This window comes from Paludisphaera rhizosphaerae (genome assembly GCF_011065895.1).
GTDB classification, from domain to species: domain Bacteria; phylum Planctomycetota; class Planctomycetia; order Isosphaerales; family Isosphaeraceae; genus Paludisphaera; species Paludisphaera rhizosphaerae.
This window is the reverse complement of record NZ_JAALCR010000040.1, coordinates 24719-45050: the sequence shown is the minus strand read 5'-3', so window position 1 is coordinate 45050 and position 20332 is coordinate 24719. Positions and strand designations below refer to the sequence as shown.

Here is a 20332-nt window from a genome sequence, read left to right as displayed (position 1 = left end):
GCCCGCAGGGCCGGATGAGGGGGGATCGGCGCTGGAGCTGGAGCGGTCATCGGATCTATTGTCCGATGCCGGTCGTCCCCCTCATCTGACCGCTGCGCGGTCTGTCTTCCCCCTCCAGGGGGGAAGACCGTTTGCGCCCCTTCGCAACACTCGATCTGAAATCCGTCGTCTGCCCGAGATTGACCGCTGTGCGGTCGGTCTTCGAAATGGCACGATCCGAGGCCGGGCGGTTCGCCGGCTTCGGATCGTGCGAGTTGGGCGGTTCACGTGAGCCGCGTGCGCTGAATTAGGAGGTCCGCGCCTGCCGCATGGAACCGGCGAAGGCGAGGCGCTGGCGGATGGCCGGGACGGCTGTGGCCGTGGCCGTGCCCGAGTTGAGAGTGCGGACGCCGATCCCGCGGCGGGCGCCGGAGGAGGTCGTCGTGCTCTGGGCGTTGTTCAGCGCCCGGGCCGAGAGCCGCTTGACGGCGCCGGCGAGCGGGGTGACGGACGACGTCGAGTGGTAGTTCGGCAGACCGACCGTGGTCGTCGTCGAGAGGTAGCTGTTCCCCGCCCTCTGCACGCGCACGCCCACCGGGATCGCGCCGACGGCCGCGGCCCTGGCGGCGGCGAGCTGGGCGGGATCGATATTGGCCGAGGTGGTCGTGGCCGTGGTTGTGGGGGCAACCGTGGTCGTCGAGGCGAGGGAGACGTCCGTGGTGACCGCGGTCGAAGGAACGGCGGTCGTGGCCACGGCGCCGGTCCCGCCCGGGGCGGTTGTGGCTGCGGTTGCGGTCGTGCTCATGGCCGCCGCGCCGGGGGGCGTCATCATCATCGTCGTCATCGGCGAGCCGGCGGCGTTGGACCGGAAGGCGTCGGATGCGGCGGAGTAGGTAACGGCGTCCTTTGGCATGGCGTCCATGAGCGTCTGGACGGCCTGCTGGTCGGCGGCGAGGGTCGCGACGTCCGCCGCCGTGACGCCGCCGGCCGTCTTCACGGCGTCCTGGGCGGCGAACAGGGCGGTGATCGCGGCGTCGGAAACGCCTGCGCTCTTCAGGACGGCGGTGTACTCGCTCTGAAGCTGCTGCTTCTGGGCGTCGGTGAACGTCCCGGAGGTCTGCACCGTCTGGGCGTCGGCCTGGAACGTCTTCAGCAGGGTCGCGTCCGGAGCGCCGGCCTGGTCGGCGACGGTCGAGCGGGCCGCGCGGAGCGAGGCCAGCAGCGCGGGCGTGACCTGGGACTTGTCCTGGATCGCCTGCATGTCGGCCGACTGCTTGGCGAACGCCGCGTCGAGCTTCGCCTGTTCGGGCGAGACGTCGGTCGCGGACGGGCCGGACCAGGTCGTCGGCCAGGCGCTGCCGCCGCCGTACAGGACGATGTTTCCGGTCGGGCCGAACTGGGCGTCGGAGCCGGAGTAGATCCAGTCGTCGGTCTGCGTCGGGTCGTAGAACGAGGACGAGTCGCCGGCGGGGGCGATCATCGTCGACATCCGCGCCGGGGCGACCAACGGCGCGGCGGACGTCGTCGCGGTCGGGTCGATCGCCGCCGCCGTCGTTGCCGCGGTCGTCGTCGCGACCCCGGCCGTCATCAGCCGACGGTCTTCCAGGGTCGTCAGAACGGGAGAGGTCGACCGACGGAGCCGTCGCGCCGGGCGATCCGCGCGGGAGGTCGCGGACTGGTCGTGCATGTGGGACATCTCGTGAATCCTTTCGTCGAAGTCCTGGGTGGACGACACGGGCTCCTGCCACGTCGTCGCCTGGCGCGGAACGGATTTCCGTTTATCCATCGTCGACAGAGCAATCCGGGCGACGCGAAAAACCGGAAAAATCGGATTGTCGAAATCGACTGAAGTTCAGACGGAACACGCGACGATATTTGTTAATTTGATCCAATGCGACCGCCCGAGATCGTGGGGGTTCGGAGATCGTACCGAACGCGCAACACCCTGGATCCGGACGCTCACGGCCTTCCCCCCTCGCGGGGGAAGACCGTTTTCGGACGCGCTCGACGTGCGGTCGTCCCACTTTCACGGCGTGGCCGGACGGCCGAACTCGTGGTCGAAGAGGGCGTAGGCTTCCTGTCGCATGGCTTCGGGGAAGTCGTGGGGACAGTCGGGGTGTTCGACCTTCAGGCGGTCGGCGGCGTTGTAGAGGGCGAAGACCGGGCGGGAGGCGGCGACGATGCGGTCGACGCTGTCGTGCTGGAAGTTGGCGTCGTGCAGTGGGGCGACGATCAGGGTCGTCCTCGGCGCGAGGGCGGCCACCAGTTCGTAGAAGTCGAAGGGGATCTCCTCCAGCCGGCCGCGGTAGTCGGCGAGCTTCCGCATGTAGCGGGTCTGGCACCAGCCCTTCTCAGGGTACCAGTTCGCGGGGTCGGCCCCCTTGTAGTCGAGGAATGAGTCGAGCCCGCAACTGGTGACGATCGCCTTGACCCGATCGTCGAAGAACGCCGTGTAGACCGCGTTGTGGCCGCCGAGGGAATGGCCGATCGCGCCGATGGCCTCGGCCCGGACGTACGGCAGCGAGGTCAGCAGGTCGATTCCGCGGATGTTGTCCCACACGGCCTTCAACGTGCCGCTCTGCCAGCCGAGCTTCGCCACGTCGGGCTGATATTCGGCCAGCAGCGGGTAGTTGGGGGCGAGCGTCACATAGCCGCGCTCGGCCAGCTCGCTGGCGTACTGGCGGTTAGGCTTGCCGCCGACCCCCACCACGGTCCCCGCGCCGGTGACGTTGTCCGTCCCGTGCAGGCAGAGGATCGCCGGCGCCTTCCCCCCCTGCCCTCCGAGCAGCTTCTTCGGAACCAGCAGATAGGCCGGGACCTGCGAGCCGGGCTCCGACGTGTAGGTGATCTTGCGCCGGACGTAGCTCCCGCAGTCGACCTCCTCCAGCACTGTGACGTCCAGCGCCGAGCGCTTCTCCGGCCCCGGCAGCCTCCCCATGATCGACTCGACGCCCCGGACGATCTCCCCGCGCCGTTTCAGCCAGTCGTCCACCGAGCGGACAGGCGCGGGCGAACCATCGGCCGCGCGGTAGACGAGGAGGTTCTCGCGCGGGAGCCTCGGCGCGGCGGCGGCGAGCACGACGAGGAGCGCGAACGAGGACGCCAGGATTCGAGGGGTGGGCATGGGATGACCTGGGTACGAAGGAGACTTGGTCGACACGGTCCTCGGCCGCGTTCAAAGTCCCTTCTCCCCCCGGGAGAAGGTGCCGCGCAGCGGCGGATGAGGGTCGTCGCGCTTCGGGCAGAGCGATGGCGAAGCACGGTCTTCCCCCCTCGCGGGGGAAGACAGATCGCGAAGCGATCCGATGAGGGGGACGACCGCCAAGGAGTTCTCAGTTTCCGGTTCTCAGTTCTCAGGCGTAAAGACTCACGATCCTCTCTAGAAACCGGCAACTGACAACTCCTGAGCGGCCACCTTCCCCCGCGAGGGAGGAAAGCCGTTAGGTTCCGGATCGATCCAATGTGCCCTCTGCGCTCCGACGACCCTCACCCGGCCCTTCGGGCCACCCTCTCCCGGGGGGAGAGGGGACTTCGGACGCGGAGAGGCCGCTCGAGTTTACCGGCGTCCGAGCCTGCATGCTTCCCCTTCCCACGGCGAGGGTGGACGTCTAAGCTGAAAGTGTCTGGGAATCCTCTCGGTCGTCGGCATGTATCGCATCTCGCTCGGGAACGGACGACTCAATGATCCACAAGCTCGTCGGCGTCGCCGCGGCGTTCGGCCTGGTCGCGATCGCGGCCGGGATCGCGACGCAGGCTCAGGAGAAGGTCGGCGCGGGGAAGGACCCGCAGATCGGCCGGGCGTTCCGCGTTCCCTATCGACTCACCGATACGAACCACTTTCTCGTCCGCGTCCGGATCAACGGCAAGGGGCCGTTCAACTTCCTCGTCGACAGCGGCGCCCCCGCGCTCTACGTCGCGACCGAGACGGCCGCGAAGATCGGCCTGAAGGCCCCCGAGAAAGGCTTCTGGACGCCCATCGAGAGCCTGGAGATCGAAGGGGGCGCGAAGCTGGAGCACGTCAAGGGCCGCGTGGAAGACCCGTTCCAGCTCGTCGGCATGAACGCGCTGGGGCTGCCGGGGGCTTCGATCGACGGGATCCTCGGGTTCACGATCCTCGCCCGGTTCAAGCTGGAGATCGACCTGACCCAGGACCGCATGACCTGGACCCGCCTGGACTTCGTTCCCGCCGACCCGCCCGTCCCCGACGACGACGCCCGCAAGAACCCGCCGCTGGAAATGCAGGTCATGGGCGCGCTCGGGCCCCTGGCCAAGGGCCTGGCCCTGTTCATCGGCAAGCAGCCCGAGGAGAAGCTGGAGCCGCGCGGGTTCCTCGGCGTGGAGTGGTCCGAAGACGCCTCCAAGGCCGTCGCGATCCGACGCGTCCTGCCCGACTCACCGGCCGGCGCCGCCGGGATCCTCGCCGGCGACGTCGTGCTGAGGATCGACGGCAAGCCCGTCGATGGCGTCAAGGGAGCGCGCGAAGCCCTGGCGAGCCTCCGCCGCAACCGAGACGTCGAGCTGACCGTCAAACGCGGCGGCGACGAGAAATCGTTCAAGCTCAAGGCCGGGGAGGGGCTGTAATATGTTCAACAGTTCTCAGTTCTCGGTTCTCAGTTCTCGGTTGCGCCCGCTGCTCGTCCTGGCCGTCGCTGGGTTGGCGGGGGCGGCGTTCTGGCTGGGGCCGGCGACCGCCCAGGCGCCGAAGGACGTCGAGCCGGCCCGGGCGCGGTTTACGATGCTGCCGTCGAACCACATGGTCCTCCGGGCCATGCTCAACGGCAAGGGGCCCTATCGGCTGATCTTCGACCTTGGCGCGCCGATCACGCTCCTGAGCAACAAGGCCGCCGAGGGCTCCGGCGCGGTCGACGCCAAGGCGCCGAAGTCGTTTTTGTTCTCGATGCGCGGCGAGGCCGTCGTCGACAAGCTTCAGGTCGGCTCGCTGACGGCGGAGAAGCTCCCGGTCGTCGTCTTCGACCACCCCGCGCTCGGGGTGCTCAGCGACGTCCTGGGCGAGCCGATCGACGGCATCATCGGCTTCACGTTCTTCGCCCGCTATCGGACGACGATCGACTACCAGAAGGATGAGATGACCTTCGCCCCGGTGGAGTTCGAGGTCCGCGACCTCATGAAGGACCTCCCCGACAAGATCGCCGGGCCGAAGGTGGCGAAGCGCCGCGTCCTGGCGCCGGCCGGCCTGTGGGGCCTCCGGCTGGGGAAGGCCGAGCCCGGCGGCAAGGGCGTCCGCGTCGAATCGGTCGTCCCCGACTCCCCCGCGGCGCAGGCGGGCCTGATCGCCGGCGACGTCCTCGCCTCCCTGGACGAGCGCTGGACGACCAGCCCCGACGACGTCTACGCCGCCGCCGCGACCGTCGAACCCGGCCGACCCGCGGCGGTCGTCGTCGAGCGCGACGGCCAGTCCCTCACGTTCACCGTCCGCCCCGCCGACGGGGCCTGAAGCGAAGCCCGCGAACCGATCCGCACGAACCCCGGAGAACCCGCCCATGTCCCCGCGCATCCTGAGTCTCGGCCTGGCCGCGGCCTTCTTGACGATCCTCGCCGGCTGCGAAGAACCCCGGCACGTCACCAAGGCCGGCGGCAAGAAGAACGCCGTCGCCCACGCCCCTGCCGAGAAGCCGGAGCCCAAGTTCATCGTCGGCGAGCGCACCAGCGAGATCAAAAAGATCGAGCCCGAGGTCGCGCAGGGGGCCAACGTGATCGAGAAGCCCAAGATCACCGCCAAGGACCCGATCACCCTCCAGGGCAACGCCTACGTCACCATGATCGGCCAGACGTCCATCCTCAAGATCCAGCACGCGATGAACCTCTATCAGGCCGAGAACGACCGCCTCCCCAAGGACTACAACGAGTTCATGGAAGGCATCATCAAGCCCAACAACATCTCCCTGCCCCTGCTCCCGCACTACCAGAAGTACGGCTACGACGAACAGCAGCACAAGCTCGTCATCCTGGAATACCCTGATCTGAAGAACCCCTGATCGCGATTCGCGGCGGCGGGTGTCAAACGAGGAGGGGCCCCGCGCCAGCAGCGCGGGGCCCCTCCTCTTGGTTTTGGTTCGTCTCACGCGTCTGATCGATCAGACCGCGCGGCGCCGCCGGGCGACGGCCGCCAGGCCGAGGCCGCCGGCGAGCATCATCACCACGCTGCTGGGCTCGGGGACGGGCGTCGCCTCCAGATAGAAGGCCGCACCGTTGGCCGAGCCAAGGCCCTGGGCGTTGGCATAGCTCCTCAGGAACGTCGCCGCCCCGGTCAAGGTGTTGACCGTGTAGATGTTCGTGCCGGCCACGCCGTACAGGACGTTGTTGTCGCCGTTGGCAAGGCCGAAGGCGTTCGACACCCCGAGGGCGCCGACGAGCGTCGCCGAGACCGGCCCCATGTTCACCCGGATCAGGTCGTTCGACGTGGTCGTCAGGTAGAGGCTGCCGTTGTGGAACGCCAGGTCGCCCGACGAACGGTAGGCGCCGACGCCCCCGGACAGCGCCGTGGCGGCGCCCGTGCTCGTGTTGATCGTGTAGAGGTCGTTAGTGGCGTTGCTCATCGCGTAGGCCACGCCCGTGCTGGAGAAGACCAGGGAGTTCATCCCGCCGTTGCCGCCGTCGCCGGGGCCGGGAGGGTTGAGCGAGCCGACCAGGTTGGCATGGCCGATGTTCGGGCCCGACGTATTGATCGAGTAGAAGTTGGTGAAGCTGATCCCGTACAGGTTGCCCGCGGAATCGAACGCGATGTCGGTCAGCGTCACGCCCGCGCTGTAGACGTTCAGCACGTTGCCGGTGGCGACGTCCACCCGGCCGATGTCGCCGTTGTTGTCGCAGATCCAGAGGATCGGATCGGCCTGAACCGCGGTCGTCGCCAAGCCCATCCCAAACAGAGCCGCCAGGTAAACGAGCTTCTTCATCAGAGCCTCCATCTTCATTGAGTTTTGAAAAAACACAAGTTCTCGGCTCGGCCTGTCGTGGCTGAGAAGAGGCCTCTTCACCTGCCTCGCCCCACCCGATCTTCGTCGATCGCCTCCGAGGTCCCTCCCGACCCACGCATCATTCCGCCGACCCCGGCGGCGTACAAGGCCGCCTCCATGAGTGTTGGCGCAACACGACGGCGACGTCTCTCGATCGCTTCACGACGGCGCTTCGCGGCGACGCGACTCAGCCTTGAATCTTCACACGAGCAACCTTCGATCGTCGCCGTCACGGATGGCGACGGTGCCCGTCTTGTCCGTCCGCCCTGGGGACTCGCGACCCGATCGGCCTCGAATCCTCGCCCGGGATCACCAGTCTCGCGTTCCTGAACTAGGCTCAAGAAAGGAGGCGCCCACGGGAAGAGGCGACCCCGGTCGTCATGATGAGGAGCGAACATGGCAGGATTGAGAACCGGCTCGGCCGGTGAAGCACGGACGAAACTAAACACGGATCCCGCCAGGCGAGATCTGGGAGCCCTGTATCAGCGCGAGGGCTTCGCCGTTGTGGCGGGGCTCGTCGATACGACCACCGCGACGAGGATCCGGCAGACGATCGACGGGTTTTACGAGCAGATCCATGACTTGCCGCCAGGTCACGTCTACAACCTGGACCCTGAGTCCGTCCGCGCCGGACGGCCGGGAATCCCGGCGATCCGCAACATTCTCCGGCTCGACCCCGAGTTGCGTCGCATTCTGGAACCCGCCGCGCTGGGGGCTGCACGGTCCTTCCTCGGCAAGACGGCGCCCATCCTCTGGGACGCCGCCGTCTACATGCCGGCCGGGCACCCCGAGGTCGAGTCCCCCTGGCACCAGGACGCCGCCGTCTACGGACTGACCGGAAAACGCGAGCCCAAGTCCTACGGCTACTTCTGGATGGCGCTCGAAGACGTCGACGCCTCCGGCGGCGCCATCCGGTTCGTCCCCGGCTCGCACCTGGGGCCGAAGCTCCCCCACCACTGGCGCCGCGGCGACGAGAACTCCGGCATGGAGACCTCCGCCGCCATCGATCCGGCGACCGTCTACACCGCCTCCCTCCGCGCCGGCGACGCGACCTTCCACCACCCCTGGCTGCTCCACGGGGCCGGCCCCAACCTCTCCGACCGCTGCCGCAAGGCCTGGGTCCTGGGCGTGGGCGCCCCGAATCTCCCGCCCTGGCTGCACCGGCTCCGCGTGGCGTTCAAGCAACGGTTCGGCCGATGACGAGCGCCGGGAAGGCCCGGGCGTCGTCCTCGTCGGGGCGACGGTGATGTCGCCGTCGCCCGCCGTCGTCACGGATGGCGACCCGGGCCGTTCAATATCCAACTCGGGGCCTCGCGACCCGATCGGCCTCGAATCCTCGCCCGAGAACGCCCGCCTCACATTCCTGAACTAGGCTCAGGATAGGAGGCGCCCTTGGATACGGGCGAACCCCGTCGTCATGACGAGGAGCGAACATGGCAGGATTGAAAACCGGCCCGGCCGGCGAAGCGGGGACGAGGCCGATTGCCGAACCCGTCGGACGGGATTTGAAGTCTCTGTACCAGCGCGAGGGCTTCGCCTTCGTGGCGGGGTTTGTCGATACGACCACCGCGACGTTGATCCGACAGACGATCGACGGGCTCTATGAACGGATTCAGGATCTGCCGCCGGGGCACGTCGACGACCTGGCCCCCGAATCCGCTCGCGCCGGGCGGCCGGGGATCCCGGCGATCCGCAACATCCTCCGGCTCGACCCCGAGTTGCGCCACATTCTGGAACCCGCCACGCTGGGGGCTGCACGGTCCTTCCTCGGCAAGACGGCGCCCATCCTCTGGGACGTCGCCGTCTACATGCCGGTGGGGCTTCCCGAAGTCGAGTCCCCCTGGCATCAGGACGCCGCCGTCTACGGACTGACCGGCAAACGCGAGCCCAAGTCCTACGGCTACTTCTGGATGGCGCTCGAAGACGTCGACGCCTCCGGCGGCGCCATCCGGTTCGTCCCCGGCTCGCATCTGGGGCCAAAGCTCCCCCACCACTGGCGCCGCGGCGACGAGAACTCCGGCATGGAGACCTCCGCCGCCATCGACCCGGCGACCGTCTACACCTCATCGCTCCGCGCCGGCGACGCGACCTTCCACCACCCCTGCCTGGTGTACGGGGCCGGCCCCAACCTCTCGGACCTCTGCCGCAAGGCCTGGGTCCTGGGGGTGGGCGCCCCGAATCTCCCGCCCTGGCTGCACCGGCTCCGCGTGGCGTTCCAGGGGCGATTCAGCCGTTGAGCAGGGTGGCGGGAGGTTCGGGCGTCGTCCTCGATCAGTCCTTCCAGTCCCAGCCGCCGACTTCCTCAAGCCGTTCGTGGCGGGTCATGTCGAAGTGGAGCGGGGTGACGGTGATGTAGCCGTCGCCCAGGGCCGTGAGGTCGGTCTCGGGACCGGGGATCTCGCGAGGCGGGGTGTAGGTCATCCAGTAGTAGGTCCGGCCGCGAGGATCCTGCCTGCGCTCAAAGCCTTCGCCGTGGCGGCCCAGATCCATGGGAACCACCCGCACGCCCTTGGCCTCTCCCCGAGCGTGCGCGGGGAGGTTCACGTTGAACAGGGAGCCGTTGGCCGGCTTGTTCGCCAGGATCTTCTCGATGACCTTGCGCGCCTGCTTGGCGGCGGTGGGGAAATCGAAGTGCTCGGACAGCTCCAGCGAGACGGCGATGCTCGTGATCTTGAAGAAAGCCCCCTCGATGGCCGCGGCGACCGTCCCCGAATAGAGGACGTTGATCCCCGCGTTGGCCCCGCTGTTGATCCCCGAGACGATCAGGTCCGGCGGCCGTCGCATGAGCTCGCAGATGGCCAGCTTGACGCTGTCGGCCGGCGAGCCCTCGATCGACCACCCCAGCGTCTTGCCATCGTCGTCGTCGACCTGCTTGACCACCAGGGGATTGAGCAGGGTGATCGTGTGCGCGACCCCGCTCTGCTCCAGGGCGGGCGCCGCCACCGTCACCTCGCCGAGCTTCAGCAGCTCCTTGCGAAGCGCCCGCAGCCCCGGCGCGAACACGCCGTCGTCATTCGTCAGAAGAATATGCATGGTAGGAACTTCGATCTCTTCCAGTTGTAATCGACCCGACGTCGGCCGCCCGGGGGCTCCCCCCCTCGCCGATCCTACCGGCGGCCCTCTCCCCCCGTCAACCGACCGGCCCAGACCGGCGGCGGCTCCCGCCTGAAACATGAACCTTTATTCATGTCGCCTGCTCGCATGGGATCTCGACTCCCGTGTGGCCGACGAGGGCTGACTGCGATCCTGGTGTTGGAACGGGTTTCGCGATCATCTTCGTCGGCCGCTTTCGTTTCCGCCGTCGGCCGAGCCGGCTCGTGCGGTTCGGGGCGTCGGCGACACACCATTGGAGCGACAACATGAGACTCTCCTCCCATGTTGATCCGCGACGTCGGATCGGCCGCAACCCCTGCCTGGATCTGCTGGAAGATCGCACCCTGCTCTCCACCGTGGGGGGGTCGAAGTTCGCCGTCTATCAAGGGAGGCTGGTGCTCGCGCCGGCCGACTCTTACACGCTGGTCGTCGACCGTTTCGGCTTCCGCCCCGGCGCGGGGAATCGCGTGCTGCTGAAGGTCGACACGCAGTCGACCGACGCCTCGTTCGACCCCGCGGCCGCCGAGACGGCTTCCTCGAATCCTCGGGGCGTGCAGACGATCTCCAGTCACGACGACGTCTCGGGGGGGACGGGATCGTCGACCATCGTCTCGGTCGGACCTGGCGCGTTGACGATCCAGCCGACGGCCCAGAACGGGACGACCGGCGGCTACGACGTCAACGTCTCGCTGGCCGGCGACGTCAACGGCGACTTCAAGGTCGACCGCACCGACCTGGCGGCGATCCGATCGGCGATCGGCGTGAACGGTCCGGCCGACACGGTCCTCGCCGGGACCGACGTCGACGGCGACGGCGTGACGACGCTCCGCGACTGGCGGCTGGCCTTCCGCAACCTGGGGGCCTCGACCTCCTACCGCCCTCGCGAGCTGACCGCCGGCGTCGCCCCCGCGGACGACCCCAACGGCGACAACACGGTCGACGCGGACGTCTCCAAGACCAGCCTGGTCGGCAAGGCCGCGCCGGGGTCGATCGTCAAGCTGGGCGCGGGCACTTCGGCCGTGACCACCACCGCCGGCGCGGACGGCTCGTTCCACTTCGACGTCGACCTGGCCCTGGGGGTCAACACCTTCGACCTCCGCGCCACGTCGCCGGACGGCCAGGTCGTCATGAAGAGCGTCTCGGTCGTCCGGGGCTCGACGGCCTCGGTCGTGACCGAATCGTACGACTTCTCCCAGGGCGCCCAGGGCTGGGACGCCGGCTTCGCCGACATCCCCACGAATCCCAACGACACCTACGAGCTGGACTCCGGCATCCGCGACCTGCCGGCCGACCTGAATACGGACGGCACGGGCTACCTGCTCCAGTCCCACAACCGCTCCGACGACGCCTTCATGTTCCTGACCCGCAAGCTGACGGCGGCGGACGGCGTGGTGGCGGGCGCGACGTACTCCGTGGAGTTCACCATCAAGTTCGCCTCCAACGCCCCCAGCAACGCCGCCGGCATCGGCGGGGCGCCCGGCGAGTCGGTCGTCCTGAAAGCCGGCGCGTCGACGATCGAGCCCGAAGCGGTCGTCGACGGCGACATGCTTCGCATGAACATCGACAAGGGGAACAACTCCACCGGCGGGAGGGACGCCTCGGTGGTCGGGAACATCGCCAACGGTCAGGAGCTGGAAGGCGACCAGACGAGCGTCCCCTACGTCTCCCTGACCCGCGAGCACACCCACACGGCCACCGTCCAGGCCGACGCCCAGGGCAACCTCTGGCTGATCGTCGGGACCGATTCCGGCTACGAAGGGCTGACCGCGATCTACTTCCAGAGCATCGCCGTCACGCTGACACCCGTCGCCCTGGCCTGACCCAAGCCCAGCCCCGAATCGGGCCGACCGCCACACAAGCCCCTCCGCGGGAGGGGGCGTCCAGGAACGTCGACGAGGAGCGCGAGGCCGGAAGCCGTCGCGCAAACCACACCTCGCCCGACCGCCCCGGCCGCCCCCGCCCGCGAGGGGCCTTTGCACATCCCCATCTCGACATTCCTCGCTCAACACCACCGGAATGAAGCGGGCCCTGGGTGCCATGGCCACGCTGGCGTGGCCATGGACCGGCGTGGGACGGCAGCGCGACCGTCGCCGATCACATGGCCACGCCAGCGTGGCCATGGCACCCAGCGCATTCACATCTCTCATCCTGACGGCTTTATCATCGACCCTCGCACAACTCCATGCTAGGATCGACGCCGCTCGACCGCGCCCCCCGGGCTCCCCACCCCCGCTTCGAGGACGCCGACCATGCTCGACCGCCGCCTCTTTCTGGCGCTTTCGCTGCTCATCGCCGGCCTTCGTCCGACCCTCGCCCAGCAGCCGGGGCCCGGCCCGGCCGCCGCTCTGATCGGCCGCCGCGTGATCGCCCTGGAAGGCGCGACGCTCCACGTCGACGGCAAGCCCGACGAGCAGCTCGACCCCAAGGACCGCCGGATCTACAAGGTCGAGAAAGTCGAAGGCCCGCGCGCCCGGGTCGTCGCCGAGAGAGCCGCGGCCGAGGGCTGGATCGACCTCAAGGACATCAAGACCCTGGAGCAGGCCGTCGAGGACGCCTCCGCCCTCATCCAGGCCGACCCCGCCCGCCCCGAGAACTACCTCAAACGAGCCAGCCTCCGCCTGGACCTCAAGCAGTACGACGAGGCGATCGCCGACCTCACCGAGGCCATCCGGCTGGGCACGAAGGACGCCGACGCCTACTTCAACCGCGCCGTCGCCTGGGGTGAGAAGGGCGAGTACGACAAGGCCGTCGCCGACTACTCTGAGGTCATCCGCCTCAACCCGAACGACGCCGACGCCCTTGGTAATCGCGGCCGCATCTGGGATTCGCGACAAGAATACGAGAAGGCCATCGCCGACTACTCCGAGGTGATCCGCATCGACCCGAAGAACGCCGGCGCCTACATCAACCGCGGGATCGCCAGGAGCGAATCGCAGGACGAGGACAGGGCGATCGTCGACTACGACGAGGCCGTCCGGATCGCCCCCAAGAACGCCGTCGCTCTCTACAATCGGGGAGTCTCCTGGCAGCGGAAGGGCGAGGACGACAAGGCCTTCGCCGACTTCGACGCGGCCGTCCACCTCAATCCGCAGTACGCCCTGGCCTATCGGGCCCGCGGCACGGTCGAGAGCGATCAGGGGAAATACGACAAGGCCATCGCCGACTACTCCGAATCGATCCGCCTCGACCCGAACGACGTCGACGTTTACATCTATCGCGGCGCTGACCTGAGCAAAATGCACGAGTACGACAAGGCCCTCGCCGACTTCAACTCCGCGATCCGGATCGACCCACGGAACGCCCGGGCCTTCTACAGCCGAGGCGTCAACAGGGCGTCTCAACGGAAGTACGAGGAAGCCGTCGCCGACTACGACGAGGCGATCCGGATCGACCCGGGTTTTCTCGACGCCCATCAGGCACGCGGTCACATCCGGGTCGAACGAGGCGAGAACGACGCGGCGATCGCCGATTTCAACGAAGTCATCCGGCTCGACCCCGGGAATGTCGACGCCTACGCCGCGCGCGGCATGGCCTGGGCGAACAAACAAGAGCACGATAAGGCGACGGCCGACCTTGGCGAGGCCATCCGCATCGACCCCAACGACGTCCAGGCCTACCGAATCCGGGGCATGATCCGCAGCAAGAGGGGGGACTCCGCCGCCGCGATCGCCGACTATTCCGAGGCCCTCCGCATCGACCCCAACGACGTCCAGGTCCTCATCGCGCGCGGCAGTTGCCGGCTCACGAACAAGGAATACGACAGGGCCCTCGACGACTTCGACAAGGCTCTCCGCATCGCCCCCAACAACGCCCGGGTCATCCTCAACCGCGGCCACGCCTGGCGCCTCAAGAAGCAATACGACAAGGCCCTCGCCGACTTCACCGAAGCCATCCGACTCGACCCCCGATACAGCCTGGCTTACCAGGCTCGCGGCGCCGTCCGGGGCGAGAAAGGCGAATACGACGCGGCGATCGCCGACCTCGACGAGGCCGTCCGACTCGACCCGAACGACGCCGCCAGCTACCACAATCGCGGCCTCGCCCGGGAGCAGAAGGACGACCTCGACGGGGCCGTCGCCGACTACGACGAGGCCATCCGACTCGACCCGAACGACGCCGGGGCCTACTACGATCGAGGCAACATCCGGAGTCGCAGGAACGAAGACGACGAGGCGATCGCCGACTACTCCGAGGCCATTCGACTCGACCCCGACAACGCCGACGCCCACGAGAACCGCGGCTGGATTCATGTGGAACGCAAGGAATACGATAAGGCTATCGCCGATTACACCCAGGTCGTCCGCCTTCAGCCGAACGACGCCCAAGCCCACCTCATGATCGGGAAGGCCTGGGCGAACAAGCACGAGTACGATAAGGCGATCGCCGCCTTCGACGAGGCGATCCGTCTCGACCCCAAGTACATCACGGCCTACGAGAACCGCGCCTCCGCCTGGAACGAGAAGAAGGACTACGACCGGGCCGTCGCCGATTTCACCGAGGTCATCCGCCTCCATCCGCAAAACCTCGGCGCCCTCTGCGACCGCGGGATCGCCTGGCAGAACAAGGGGGAATACGATAAGGCGATCGCCGACTACACCGCGCTGATCAAGCTGGAGGAAGACGACGCCGTTGCCTACCAGAACCGCGCCGTCTGCTGGGGCAGGAAGCAGGACTACGACAAGTCGCTGGCCGACCTCGACGAGGCCGTCCGAATCGACCCCCAGGATCCCTTCAACCACCAGCTCCGCGGCGAAGCCTTCGACCAGAAGAAGGACCACGACCGGGCCGTCGCCGAGTACACCGAGGCCATCCGACTCGACCCCAACGACGCCTCGAGCTATGCGGCCCGGGGCCGCGCCTGGGGCCGGAAGGGGGACCTCGACCGGGCCCTCGCCGACCTCGACGAGGCCGTCCGACGCGACCCCAAGAACGCCTCCGCCATCCGCGACCGCGGCGTCGCCTGGCACAACAAGGCCGAGCACGACAAGGCGCTCGCCGACTACGACGAGGCCCTCCGCCTCAACCCTCTCGACGCCGCCGCGCTCGGCAACAGGGGCATCGTCTGGAAGGTCAAGGGCGAGTATGACAAGGCTCTGGCCGACTATGATGAGGCGATCCGAATCGCCCCCCAGGACGCCGTCACCCTTGTCAACCGCGCCGAAATCTGGAACCTGAAAGGCGAATACGATAAGGCGATCGCCGACCTCGACGAGGCGATCCGCATCGACCCAAGGTACGCCCCAGCCTTCCACGGCCGGGCCTTCGCCCGATGGTGCAAGCGGCAGAACGACCAGGCGCTGGCCGACTACGACGAGGCGATCCGCATCGACCCGAGCGACGTCCTCGCCCACAGGAACCGCGGCCTGGCCCGAAAGACCGCGGGCGACCTCGCCGGCGCCCTGGCCGACTACGACGAGGCGATCCGCCTCGACCCGCAGGCTCCCGACGCCCACGACGACCGCGCCCGGCTCCTGGCGACGACCCCCGACGACAAGGTCCGCGACGGCAAACGAGCCCTGGAATCCGCCTTGCGAGCCTGCGAGCTGAACGACTGGAAGTGGCCGGTCTTCCTGGACACCCTCGCCGCCGCCCACGCCGAAACCGGCGACTTCGCCGCCGCCGTCAAGTGGCAGGAGAAGGCCGTCGAACTCCTGGACAAGCCCGACGAGGCGACCCTCGCCGACTACCGCTCGCGGCTCGACCTGTACCGCGCCGGCAAGCCCTATCGCGCGCCCTGAGAGCCCCGGCCGGGCTCCCTCATCACATCGAAGGCCTGGTCGCATCCAAACTCCCGGGGGAGACGGAGCGTCGGGGCCAATCCGTGGCTCGGCCTCAAGTAAGCCTATCCACCGTCTCATAGGACCTCGGGGGCCGAATTAGGAAGCCTTAGGGAGGATTTTCTTAAAAATTCCGTCCACACAATCCGCATTACCGTGATCGCGACCTAGGGTTTAGCTGGAGGCATGCATCGAGCCAACGCCCACCCTGCTTAACCCCGCCTGTTCAAGGAGCGATCATGAAGCCGTCCCGGTTCGTCATTCAGGTGCTCGCGGTCTCGTCTCTCGGATTCATGACGGCGGCGGCTCCCGCCCGCGCCGGGTTGATCGGGTCGACGGTGGTCTCGCAGTACTACACGTTCGGGGGGACTTACGGGTCGTCCACGATGTTCACGGCCGAAGGTGCGGCGCACAGCGTTTACTCGCCTCAGTTCACGGTCACGGTCACGAACGATCAGATCATCTACCAGTTCAACTCGTCGGGCTCCTGGTCGTCGTCGCCGACCTCGTTGAACTCCGGCGGGCTGTTCATCACCAGCGGCAACCTGCTCTCGTTCGCCGCGCCCCCGATCACGGCGGTGAAGATCAACTCGGCGACGAACATGACCGGGTTCACCCTGTCGAATCTGACCTTCAACACCGGCGCGATCGCCGTTTCATGGGCTGGGCTCGGCTTCAACTCCTCCACCAAGGTGGTCCTCGACGTGACGAGCGTCGACGAGCCCCCGGCCTCGGCCTTGCTGGTCCTGGGCGTCGGGGCCGTCACCTTCTCGCGGCGTCCGCGATGGCGGCGTAAACTGGGTTGACCCGGCGCGTCGGGCGCGCCGGTTGCAATTCGACGGTCCAGAGCTTGAACCGCGCCTCCCTCCGGGCGAAGCGCGGTTCAGCCGCGCGCCATGAGACACCCCAGAGACGAGGTTCAGTCATGAGCACCGACGTGGACGTCATGGAGGAGAGGAAGCGGTTCCGGAGGGAGTTGCGCCACGAGCTGGAAGTCATCCGAGGCCGCTGGCCCTGGCTCATCGGCCTGGGAATCGTCCTGGTGGTCGCTGGAACTCTGGCCATCTCGATCCCGATGATCGCCTCGCTCACAACCGCCCTGACCATCGGCGTGCTGCTCATCATGGGAGGCGCGGCGCAGTTGGTGGGGGCCTTCTGGACTCGCGACTGGTCTGGGTTCTTTCTGGTCCTGCTGATGGGCGTGCTGTACGCGGTGATGGGGGTGCTGTTCCTCAACCGGCCGCTCGACGCCATGGCCGCGATGACGCTGCTGCTCGCCTGCGGCCTGCTGGTGGGGGGAGCCTTCCGGACGATCGCCTCGGCCTGGTATCAGTTCCCCCAGTGGGGTTGGGTGTTCGTCGGCGGCCTGCTGGAGCTGGCCCTGGGCCTGATGATCTGGATGGAATGGCCGACCAGCTCCCTGTTCATCATCGGTCTGTTCGTCGGCATCGACATGCTCTGGAGCGGCTGGACCTGGATCATGCTGGGCCTGCGCCTGAAGGATCTCGACGCCCGCCACAAGGCCCACCACCCAACGCCCACCGCTCCGGCCGAGCCTCCTCCGGCGGCCTCCTGAGAAGGCGTCGGAAAGTCACTGTCCGGCCGGCTTGGCGGCGGTGATCTCCCGGAACTGCTTCCAGGTGATGACCTCGATGCCCAGCTTCTTGATTTCGGCGGCGACGGCCGGGTCGGTGAAGATCCGGCGGTCGCCGTCGCGTCGCGAGGCGCTGCTGGTGACGGCCCGGAGTTCATCGTCCTCGACGCCGCAGTGGATGATGAGCTGGCTGACGCCCGGCGGCAGCGTGCGAAGGGCCTTCATGTAGGTCGCCAGGCGCGCCTCGTGGCTGTCGCCGCCGTAGAACTGCAGGAGGTTGTCCAGCACCGGCAGCCCCTTGGCGTCCAGTTGGGCGAGCAGCTTCTTGCCGCGCTCGCGGAAGGCGGGGTATTCCTCGCCGATCGCCCCCTCGACGTCGCGCAGGAACAGCACGGGGAGGTCGTACTTCAGGCCGAGCCGGACGTAGACCTCCAGCAGGTCCGGCCGGGTGACGACGGAACCCATGTGCGTATCCAGATGGGTGAGCGGGATCCCCAGCGCCTTGGCCCGCTCCACCTGCGCGGTCAGCTCGACCTCGACCTCCTCGGCCTTGGCGACCTTGGCCACCGTGTCGGCGCCCCGGTGGAGGTAGCCGTCGGCGTCGACGAGGCTCGGCACCCGTTCGCGTCCGGCGACCGGTCCCCAGCGATAGACTTCCCACTCGGAGTTGAGCGTCAGGTGGACGCCGTAATCCTTCTCCGGGTGCTTCTTGGCGTACTCGGCGAACTCCTTGATCCAGGGGCAGGGAACCATCGCGCTGCAGGACGAGACGATCCCGTCCTCCATCGCCTGGAACGTCCCCCGATTCGCCGAATGGCACATCCCGGCGTCGTCGCCGTGGATGATCAGGTACCGCTTGGCTTCCTCCGCCGAAGCCGTTCCCACCGTCAACGCCGACAGCAGGACGAGCATCATCCGAGCGCTTCGCATCTTGAAATCTCCGCCGGCCTGGGACCGAGCATCCAACCCGGTCCAAGCATGAGCGGACCGACTTCCTGCCGCAAGGGAGTGCCTCGATTCCGCCGAATTGTCAAAGAGCCGTCCCCCAACCTCAGCCCGCCGCACGGGAGCGGCTTCGTTTGCATGACGACGCGTTGATCATTTCCGACTTAACTTCATGTTCAGTCGACGCTTTGATCCTGGCGACGGTGGGTTCGTTCGTCGCCTTTTGCGAAGCGGCGGCGCCCTTTCGTCCCCTCCCCCGCCGGGAGAGGGTGGCCCGAAGGGCCGGGTGAGGGTCGTCGGACCTGTAGGCACAGCCTGGGTTGATTGTTTGCGGAACCGTCACGCCCTCCGAAATCCCACGACCCTCACCCGCCGCTTCGCGGCTGCCCTCTCCCGGGGGGAGAGGGGACGAAGCCGCGAGCCTCCGACTCTCATTGTCTGAGCCACAACGGCCTTCCCCCCTGGAGGGGGAAGGTGGCCCGCAGGGCCGGATGAGGGGGACGACCGGCCCCGCGTTCGAGGGAGCCGTCGGATCCGATGTCTTTCCGACGCCGGTCATCCCCCTCATCTGACCGCTGCGCAGTCTGTCTTCCCCCTCCAGGGGGGAAGACGTTTTATGTTCACGCGTCGAATCTTTCCGCATCTTCGTCAGAATCTGCACCGCCCGAAACAACTCGCGAGCCCGCGCCGACGGCCAGGAATGAGGCTCGCTCGGCCATCTCGAAGGCGTCGTCTCCCTCGACCTCCTCCACCTCGGCCAGCCGGTCTTGCAACCGCTCGACCTGGGCGTCCACAACCGCCCGCAGCAGCCCCCGCGCCTCGGCCTCGTCGGCCGGCCGATCCACCAGTTCCCGCCAGCGCCGGCACCTGCTGAGCGCCGGGTCGTCCCTCGACGACCCGAGATGCAAGTGCCCCCAGAACTCCACGCCCCGGCCTTCTTCCAACGCCTCCCACGCCAGGAAGATCGCGTTCAACTCGCGGTCGACCACCGCGTCGAACGGATGCTTACCCAGCAGCCGGACGAACATGAATTGATCGGTATACGTCCAGGCGTGATCGCCGTCGATGAGATCGCGCATCTCCCCCCAGCGTTCGAGCAACCACCGCACGCCCTCCGGCGAATCCTCCAGCGCCGCCACGAAGGCCGCCGGGTCGTCGTTCACCCCCTCCAGCGGCCCACGATTCCCCGTCGCGAACAGCCTCCGCCCCAGCAGGCCGACCCTCGCCTGCACCCGAGCCCGCGACCGCAACATGGCCTTGCGCACCTGCCGCGCAATCAAGGCCGCCTCAAACCGCTCCACCCTCTCCAGCGCCCACGAAGCCTTCGCCGCCCTCTCCACGAGCGTCTGCTCGATCACGTTCGCCGGCTGCCACTCCTCAATCCACTCCCGGAGTCGAGCCTCCAACTCCGCCGGATCCTCCTGGGGCAGCGCGAAGGGCGATTTCGACCGCATCCCATGCTTCAACGCGTTCATCCGCGCCTTGGCCTTGCCGGCCTCGGTTTTGGGCCCGGTGGACTTCTGAGCGTTCTCACGATTGGCGCGGATTTGAGCCTCGGTGGCGGGCATGGCGGGGGTCTCCTCGATCGTTTCGGCGGGAATGTCACCTGAGAGGGACGATCCCCACGAGGCGCGAGACAATTCCGATTTTCGAGATTTCTCCGGCGACCCAGGGATTGAGATTTCCGAATACACGGAGAATGCAGGCGCAAGCCGCCTGAAATCGCGTCGCGTCACCTCGCCGCCGTTCCCGAATCCCATCGAATTCGGTGATGTGTGTTTGGTGAAACCGTAAGAGTCGAATCTCGTTCCACACCGTGCTACACTGCCTGCAGACTCGGGAACGTTGAGGATTCCGAGTCTTCAGGATCATCCGCGGAGAAAGTGGACGAATTCGGAAGGGACTCCAGAAAAATTCCCGAAAACGTCGGGGGTGGACTTGGACGCGGCGCGAGGGCGGGTCGCTCTGAG

Annotated in this window: 15 protein-coding genes; 9 read left to right on the top strand and 6 right to left on the bottom strand. The window is 67.5% G+C overall.

Features of this window, described 5'->3' with window-relative positions; genetic code table 11:
• Positions 1–286 precede the first annotated feature (286 nt).
• Both G5C50_RS29050 and G5C50_RS29045 read right to left on the bottom strand, forming a co-directional pair.
• Positions 287–1666, bottom strand: a complete 1380-nt coding sequence (locus G5C50_RS29050) for a hypothetical protein (RefSeq protein ID WP_206107905.1) — start codon at positions 1664–1666, stop codon at positions 287–289.
• 339 nt (positions 1667–2005) lie between these two features.
• Positions 2006–3103: an alpha/beta hydrolase family protein gene (locus G5C50_RS29045; RefSeq protein WP_165074773.1), complete on the bottom strand. Its 1098-nt coding sequence runs from the start codon at positions 3101–3103 to the stop codon at positions 2006–2008.
• 557 nt (positions 3104–3660) lie between these two features.
• Between G5C50_RS29045 and G5C50_RS29040 the strand changes: the two genes are divergently transcribed.
• Genes G5C50_RS29040 through G5C50_RS29030 form a run of 3 tightly spaced genes read left to right on the top strand, consistent with a single transcriptional unit; the run spans position 3661 to position 5975 of the window.
• Entirely contained in the window at positions 3661–4560 is a 900-nt protein-coding gene (locus G5C50_RS29040; RefSeq protein WP_165074771.1) for a PDZ domain-containing protein, read from the top strand.
• A gap of 1 nt (position 4561) precedes the next feature.
• Complete coding sequence (locus G5C50_RS29035; RefSeq protein WP_165074769.1) at positions 4562–5434, top strand: PDZ domain-containing protein; 873 nt, start codon at positions 4562–4564, stop codon at positions 5432–5434.
• A gap of 46 nt (positions 5435–5480) precedes the next feature.
• Positions 5481–5975, top strand: coding sequence for a hypothetical protein (locus G5C50_RS29030; protein WP_165074767.1), 495 nt, complete (start codon positions 5481–5483; stop codon positions 5973–5975).
• Positions 5976–6074: 99 nt separating this feature from the next.
• On the opposite strand, the gene G5C50_RS29025 is transcribed toward G5C50_RS29030, so the two are convergent.
• Entirely contained in the window at positions 6075–6893 is an 819-nt protein-coding gene (locus tag G5C50_RS29025) for a PEP-CTERM sorting domain-containing protein (protein ID WP_165074765.1), read from the bottom strand.
• Positions 6894–7349: 456 nt separating this feature from the next.
• On the opposite strand from G5C50_RS29025, the gene G5C50_RS29020 reads away from it, so the two are divergent.
• Together G5C50_RS29020 and G5C50_RS29015 are read left to right on the top strand one after the other, a co-directional pair.
• On the top strand, positions 7350–8153 hold the full coding sequence (locus tag G5C50_RS29020; RefSeq protein WP_165074763.1) for a phytanoyl-CoA dioxygenase family protein: 804 nt from the start codon (positions 7350–7352) through the stop codon (positions 8151–8153).
• Between the two features lie 233 nt (positions 8154–8386).
• Positions 8387–9190, top strand: coding sequence for a phytanoyl-CoA dioxygenase family protein (locus G5C50_RS29015; RefSeq protein WP_165074761.1), 804 nt, complete (start codon positions 8387–8389; stop codon positions 9188–9190).
• Positions 9191–9224: 34 nt separating this feature from the next.
• On the opposite strand, the gene surE is transcribed toward G5C50_RS29015, so the two are convergent.
• A complete protein-coding gene (gene surE, locus G5C50_RS29010) occupies positions 9225–9986 on the bottom strand; it encodes a 5'/3'-nucleotidase SurE (RefSeq protein ID WP_165074759.1) in 762 nt (253 codons plus the stop codon).
• 326 nt (positions 9987–10312) lie between these two features.
• On the opposite strand from surE, the gene G5C50_RS29005 reads away from it, so the two are divergent.
• The 4 genes from G5C50_RS29005 to G5C50_RS28990 all read left to right on the top strand — a co-directional run bounded on the left by G5C50_RS29005 (position 10313) and on the right by G5C50_RS28990 (position 17399).
• The gene (locus G5C50_RS29005; RefSeq protein ID WP_165074757.1) at positions 10313–11866 is read left to right on the top strand and encodes a dockerin type I domain-containing protein; all 1554 of its coding nucleotides are present in this window, start codon (positions 10313–10315) and stop codon (positions 11864–11866) included.
• Positions 11867–12295: 429 nt separating this feature from the next.
• Entirely contained in the window at positions 12296–15784 is a 3489-nt protein-coding gene (locus G5C50_RS29000; RefSeq protein ID WP_165074755.1) for a tetratricopeptide repeat protein, read from the top strand.
• A gap of 278 nt (positions 15785–16062) precedes the next feature.
• Entirely contained in the window at positions 16063–16629 is a 567-nt protein-coding gene (locus tag G5C50_RS28995) for a hypothetical protein (RefSeq protein WP_165074753.1), read from the top strand.
• Between the two features lie 119 nt (positions 16630–16748).
• A complete protein-coding gene (locus G5C50_RS28990; RefSeq protein WP_165074751.1) occupies positions 16749–17399 on the top strand; it encodes an HdeD family acid-resistance protein in 651 nt (216 codons plus the stop codon).
• Between the two features lie 15 nt (positions 17400–17414).
• Here the strand turns inward: G5C50_RS28990 and G5C50_RS28985 are convergent, their stop codons facing one another.
• The gene (locus G5C50_RS28985) at positions 17415–18347 is read right to left on the bottom strand and encodes a polysaccharide deacetylase family protein (RefSeq protein WP_165074749.1); all 933 of its coding nucleotides are present in this window, start codon (positions 18345–18347) and stop codon (positions 17415–17417) included.
• 635 nt (positions 18348–18982) lie between these two features.
• Entirely contained in the window at positions 18983–19930 is a 948-nt protein-coding gene (locus G5C50_RS28980) for a hypothetical protein (protein ID WP_165074747.1), read from the bottom strand.
• Positions 19931–20332 lie beyond the last annotated feature (402 nt).

Coding starts and splice junctions, on each gene's coding strand:
- G5C50_RS29050 (WP_206107905.1), bottom strand. CDS start 1,666: ATGCACGACCAGTCCGCGACCTCCCGCGCGGATCGCCCGGCGCGACGG.
- G5C50_RS29045 (WP_165074773.1), bottom strand. CDS start 3,103: ATGCCCACCCCTCGAATCCTGGCGTCCTCGTTCGCGCTCCTCGTCGTG.
- G5C50_RS29040 (WP_165074771.1), top strand. CDS start 3,661: ATGATCCACAAGCTCGTCGGCGTCGCCGCGGCGTTCGGCCTGGTCGCG.
- G5C50_RS29035 (WP_165074769.1), top strand. CDS start 4,562: ATGTTCAACAGTTCTCAGTTCTCGGTTCTCAGTTCTCGGTTGCGCCCG.
- G5C50_RS29030 (WP_165074767.1), top strand. CDS start 5,481: ATGTCCCCGCGCATCCTGAGTCTCGGCCTGGCCGCGGCCTTCTTGACG.
- G5C50_RS29025 (WP_165074765.1), bottom strand. CDS start 6,893: ATGAAGAAGCTCGTTTACCTGGCGGCTCTGTTTGGGATGGGCTTGGCG.
- G5C50_RS29020 (WP_165074763.1), top strand. CDS start 7,350: ATGGCAGGATTGAGAACCGGCTCGGCCGGTGAAGCACGGACGAAACTA.
- G5C50_RS29015 (WP_165074761.1), top strand. CDS start 8,387: ATGGCAGGATTGAAAACCGGCCCGGCCGGCGAAGCGGGGACGAGGCCG.
- surE (WP_165074759.1), bottom strand. CDS start 9,986: ATGCATATTCTTCTGACGAATGACGACGGCGTGTTCGCGCCGGGGCTG.
- G5C50_RS29005 (WP_165074757.1), top strand. CDS start 10,313: ATGAGACTCTCCTCCCATGTTGATCCGCGACGTCGGATCGGCCGCAAC.
- G5C50_RS29000 (WP_165074755.1), top strand. CDS start 12,296: ATGCTCGACCGCCGCCTCTTTCTGGCGCTTTCGCTGCTCATCGCCGGC.
- G5C50_RS28995 (WP_165074753.1), top strand. CDS start 16,063: ATGAAGCCGTCCCGGTTCGTCATTCAGGTGCTCGCGGTCTCGTCTCTC.
- G5C50_RS28990 (WP_165074751.1), top strand. CDS start 16,749: ATGAGCACCGACGTGGACGTCATGGAGGAGAGGAAGCGGTTCCGGAGG.
- G5C50_RS28985 (WP_165074749.1), bottom strand. CDS start 18,347: ATGCGAAGCGCTCGGATGATGCTCGTCCTGCTGTCGGCGTTGACGGTG.
- G5C50_RS28980 (WP_165074747.1), bottom strand. CDS start 19,930: ATGCCCGCCACCGAGGCTCAAATCCGCGCCAATCGTGAGAACGCTCAG.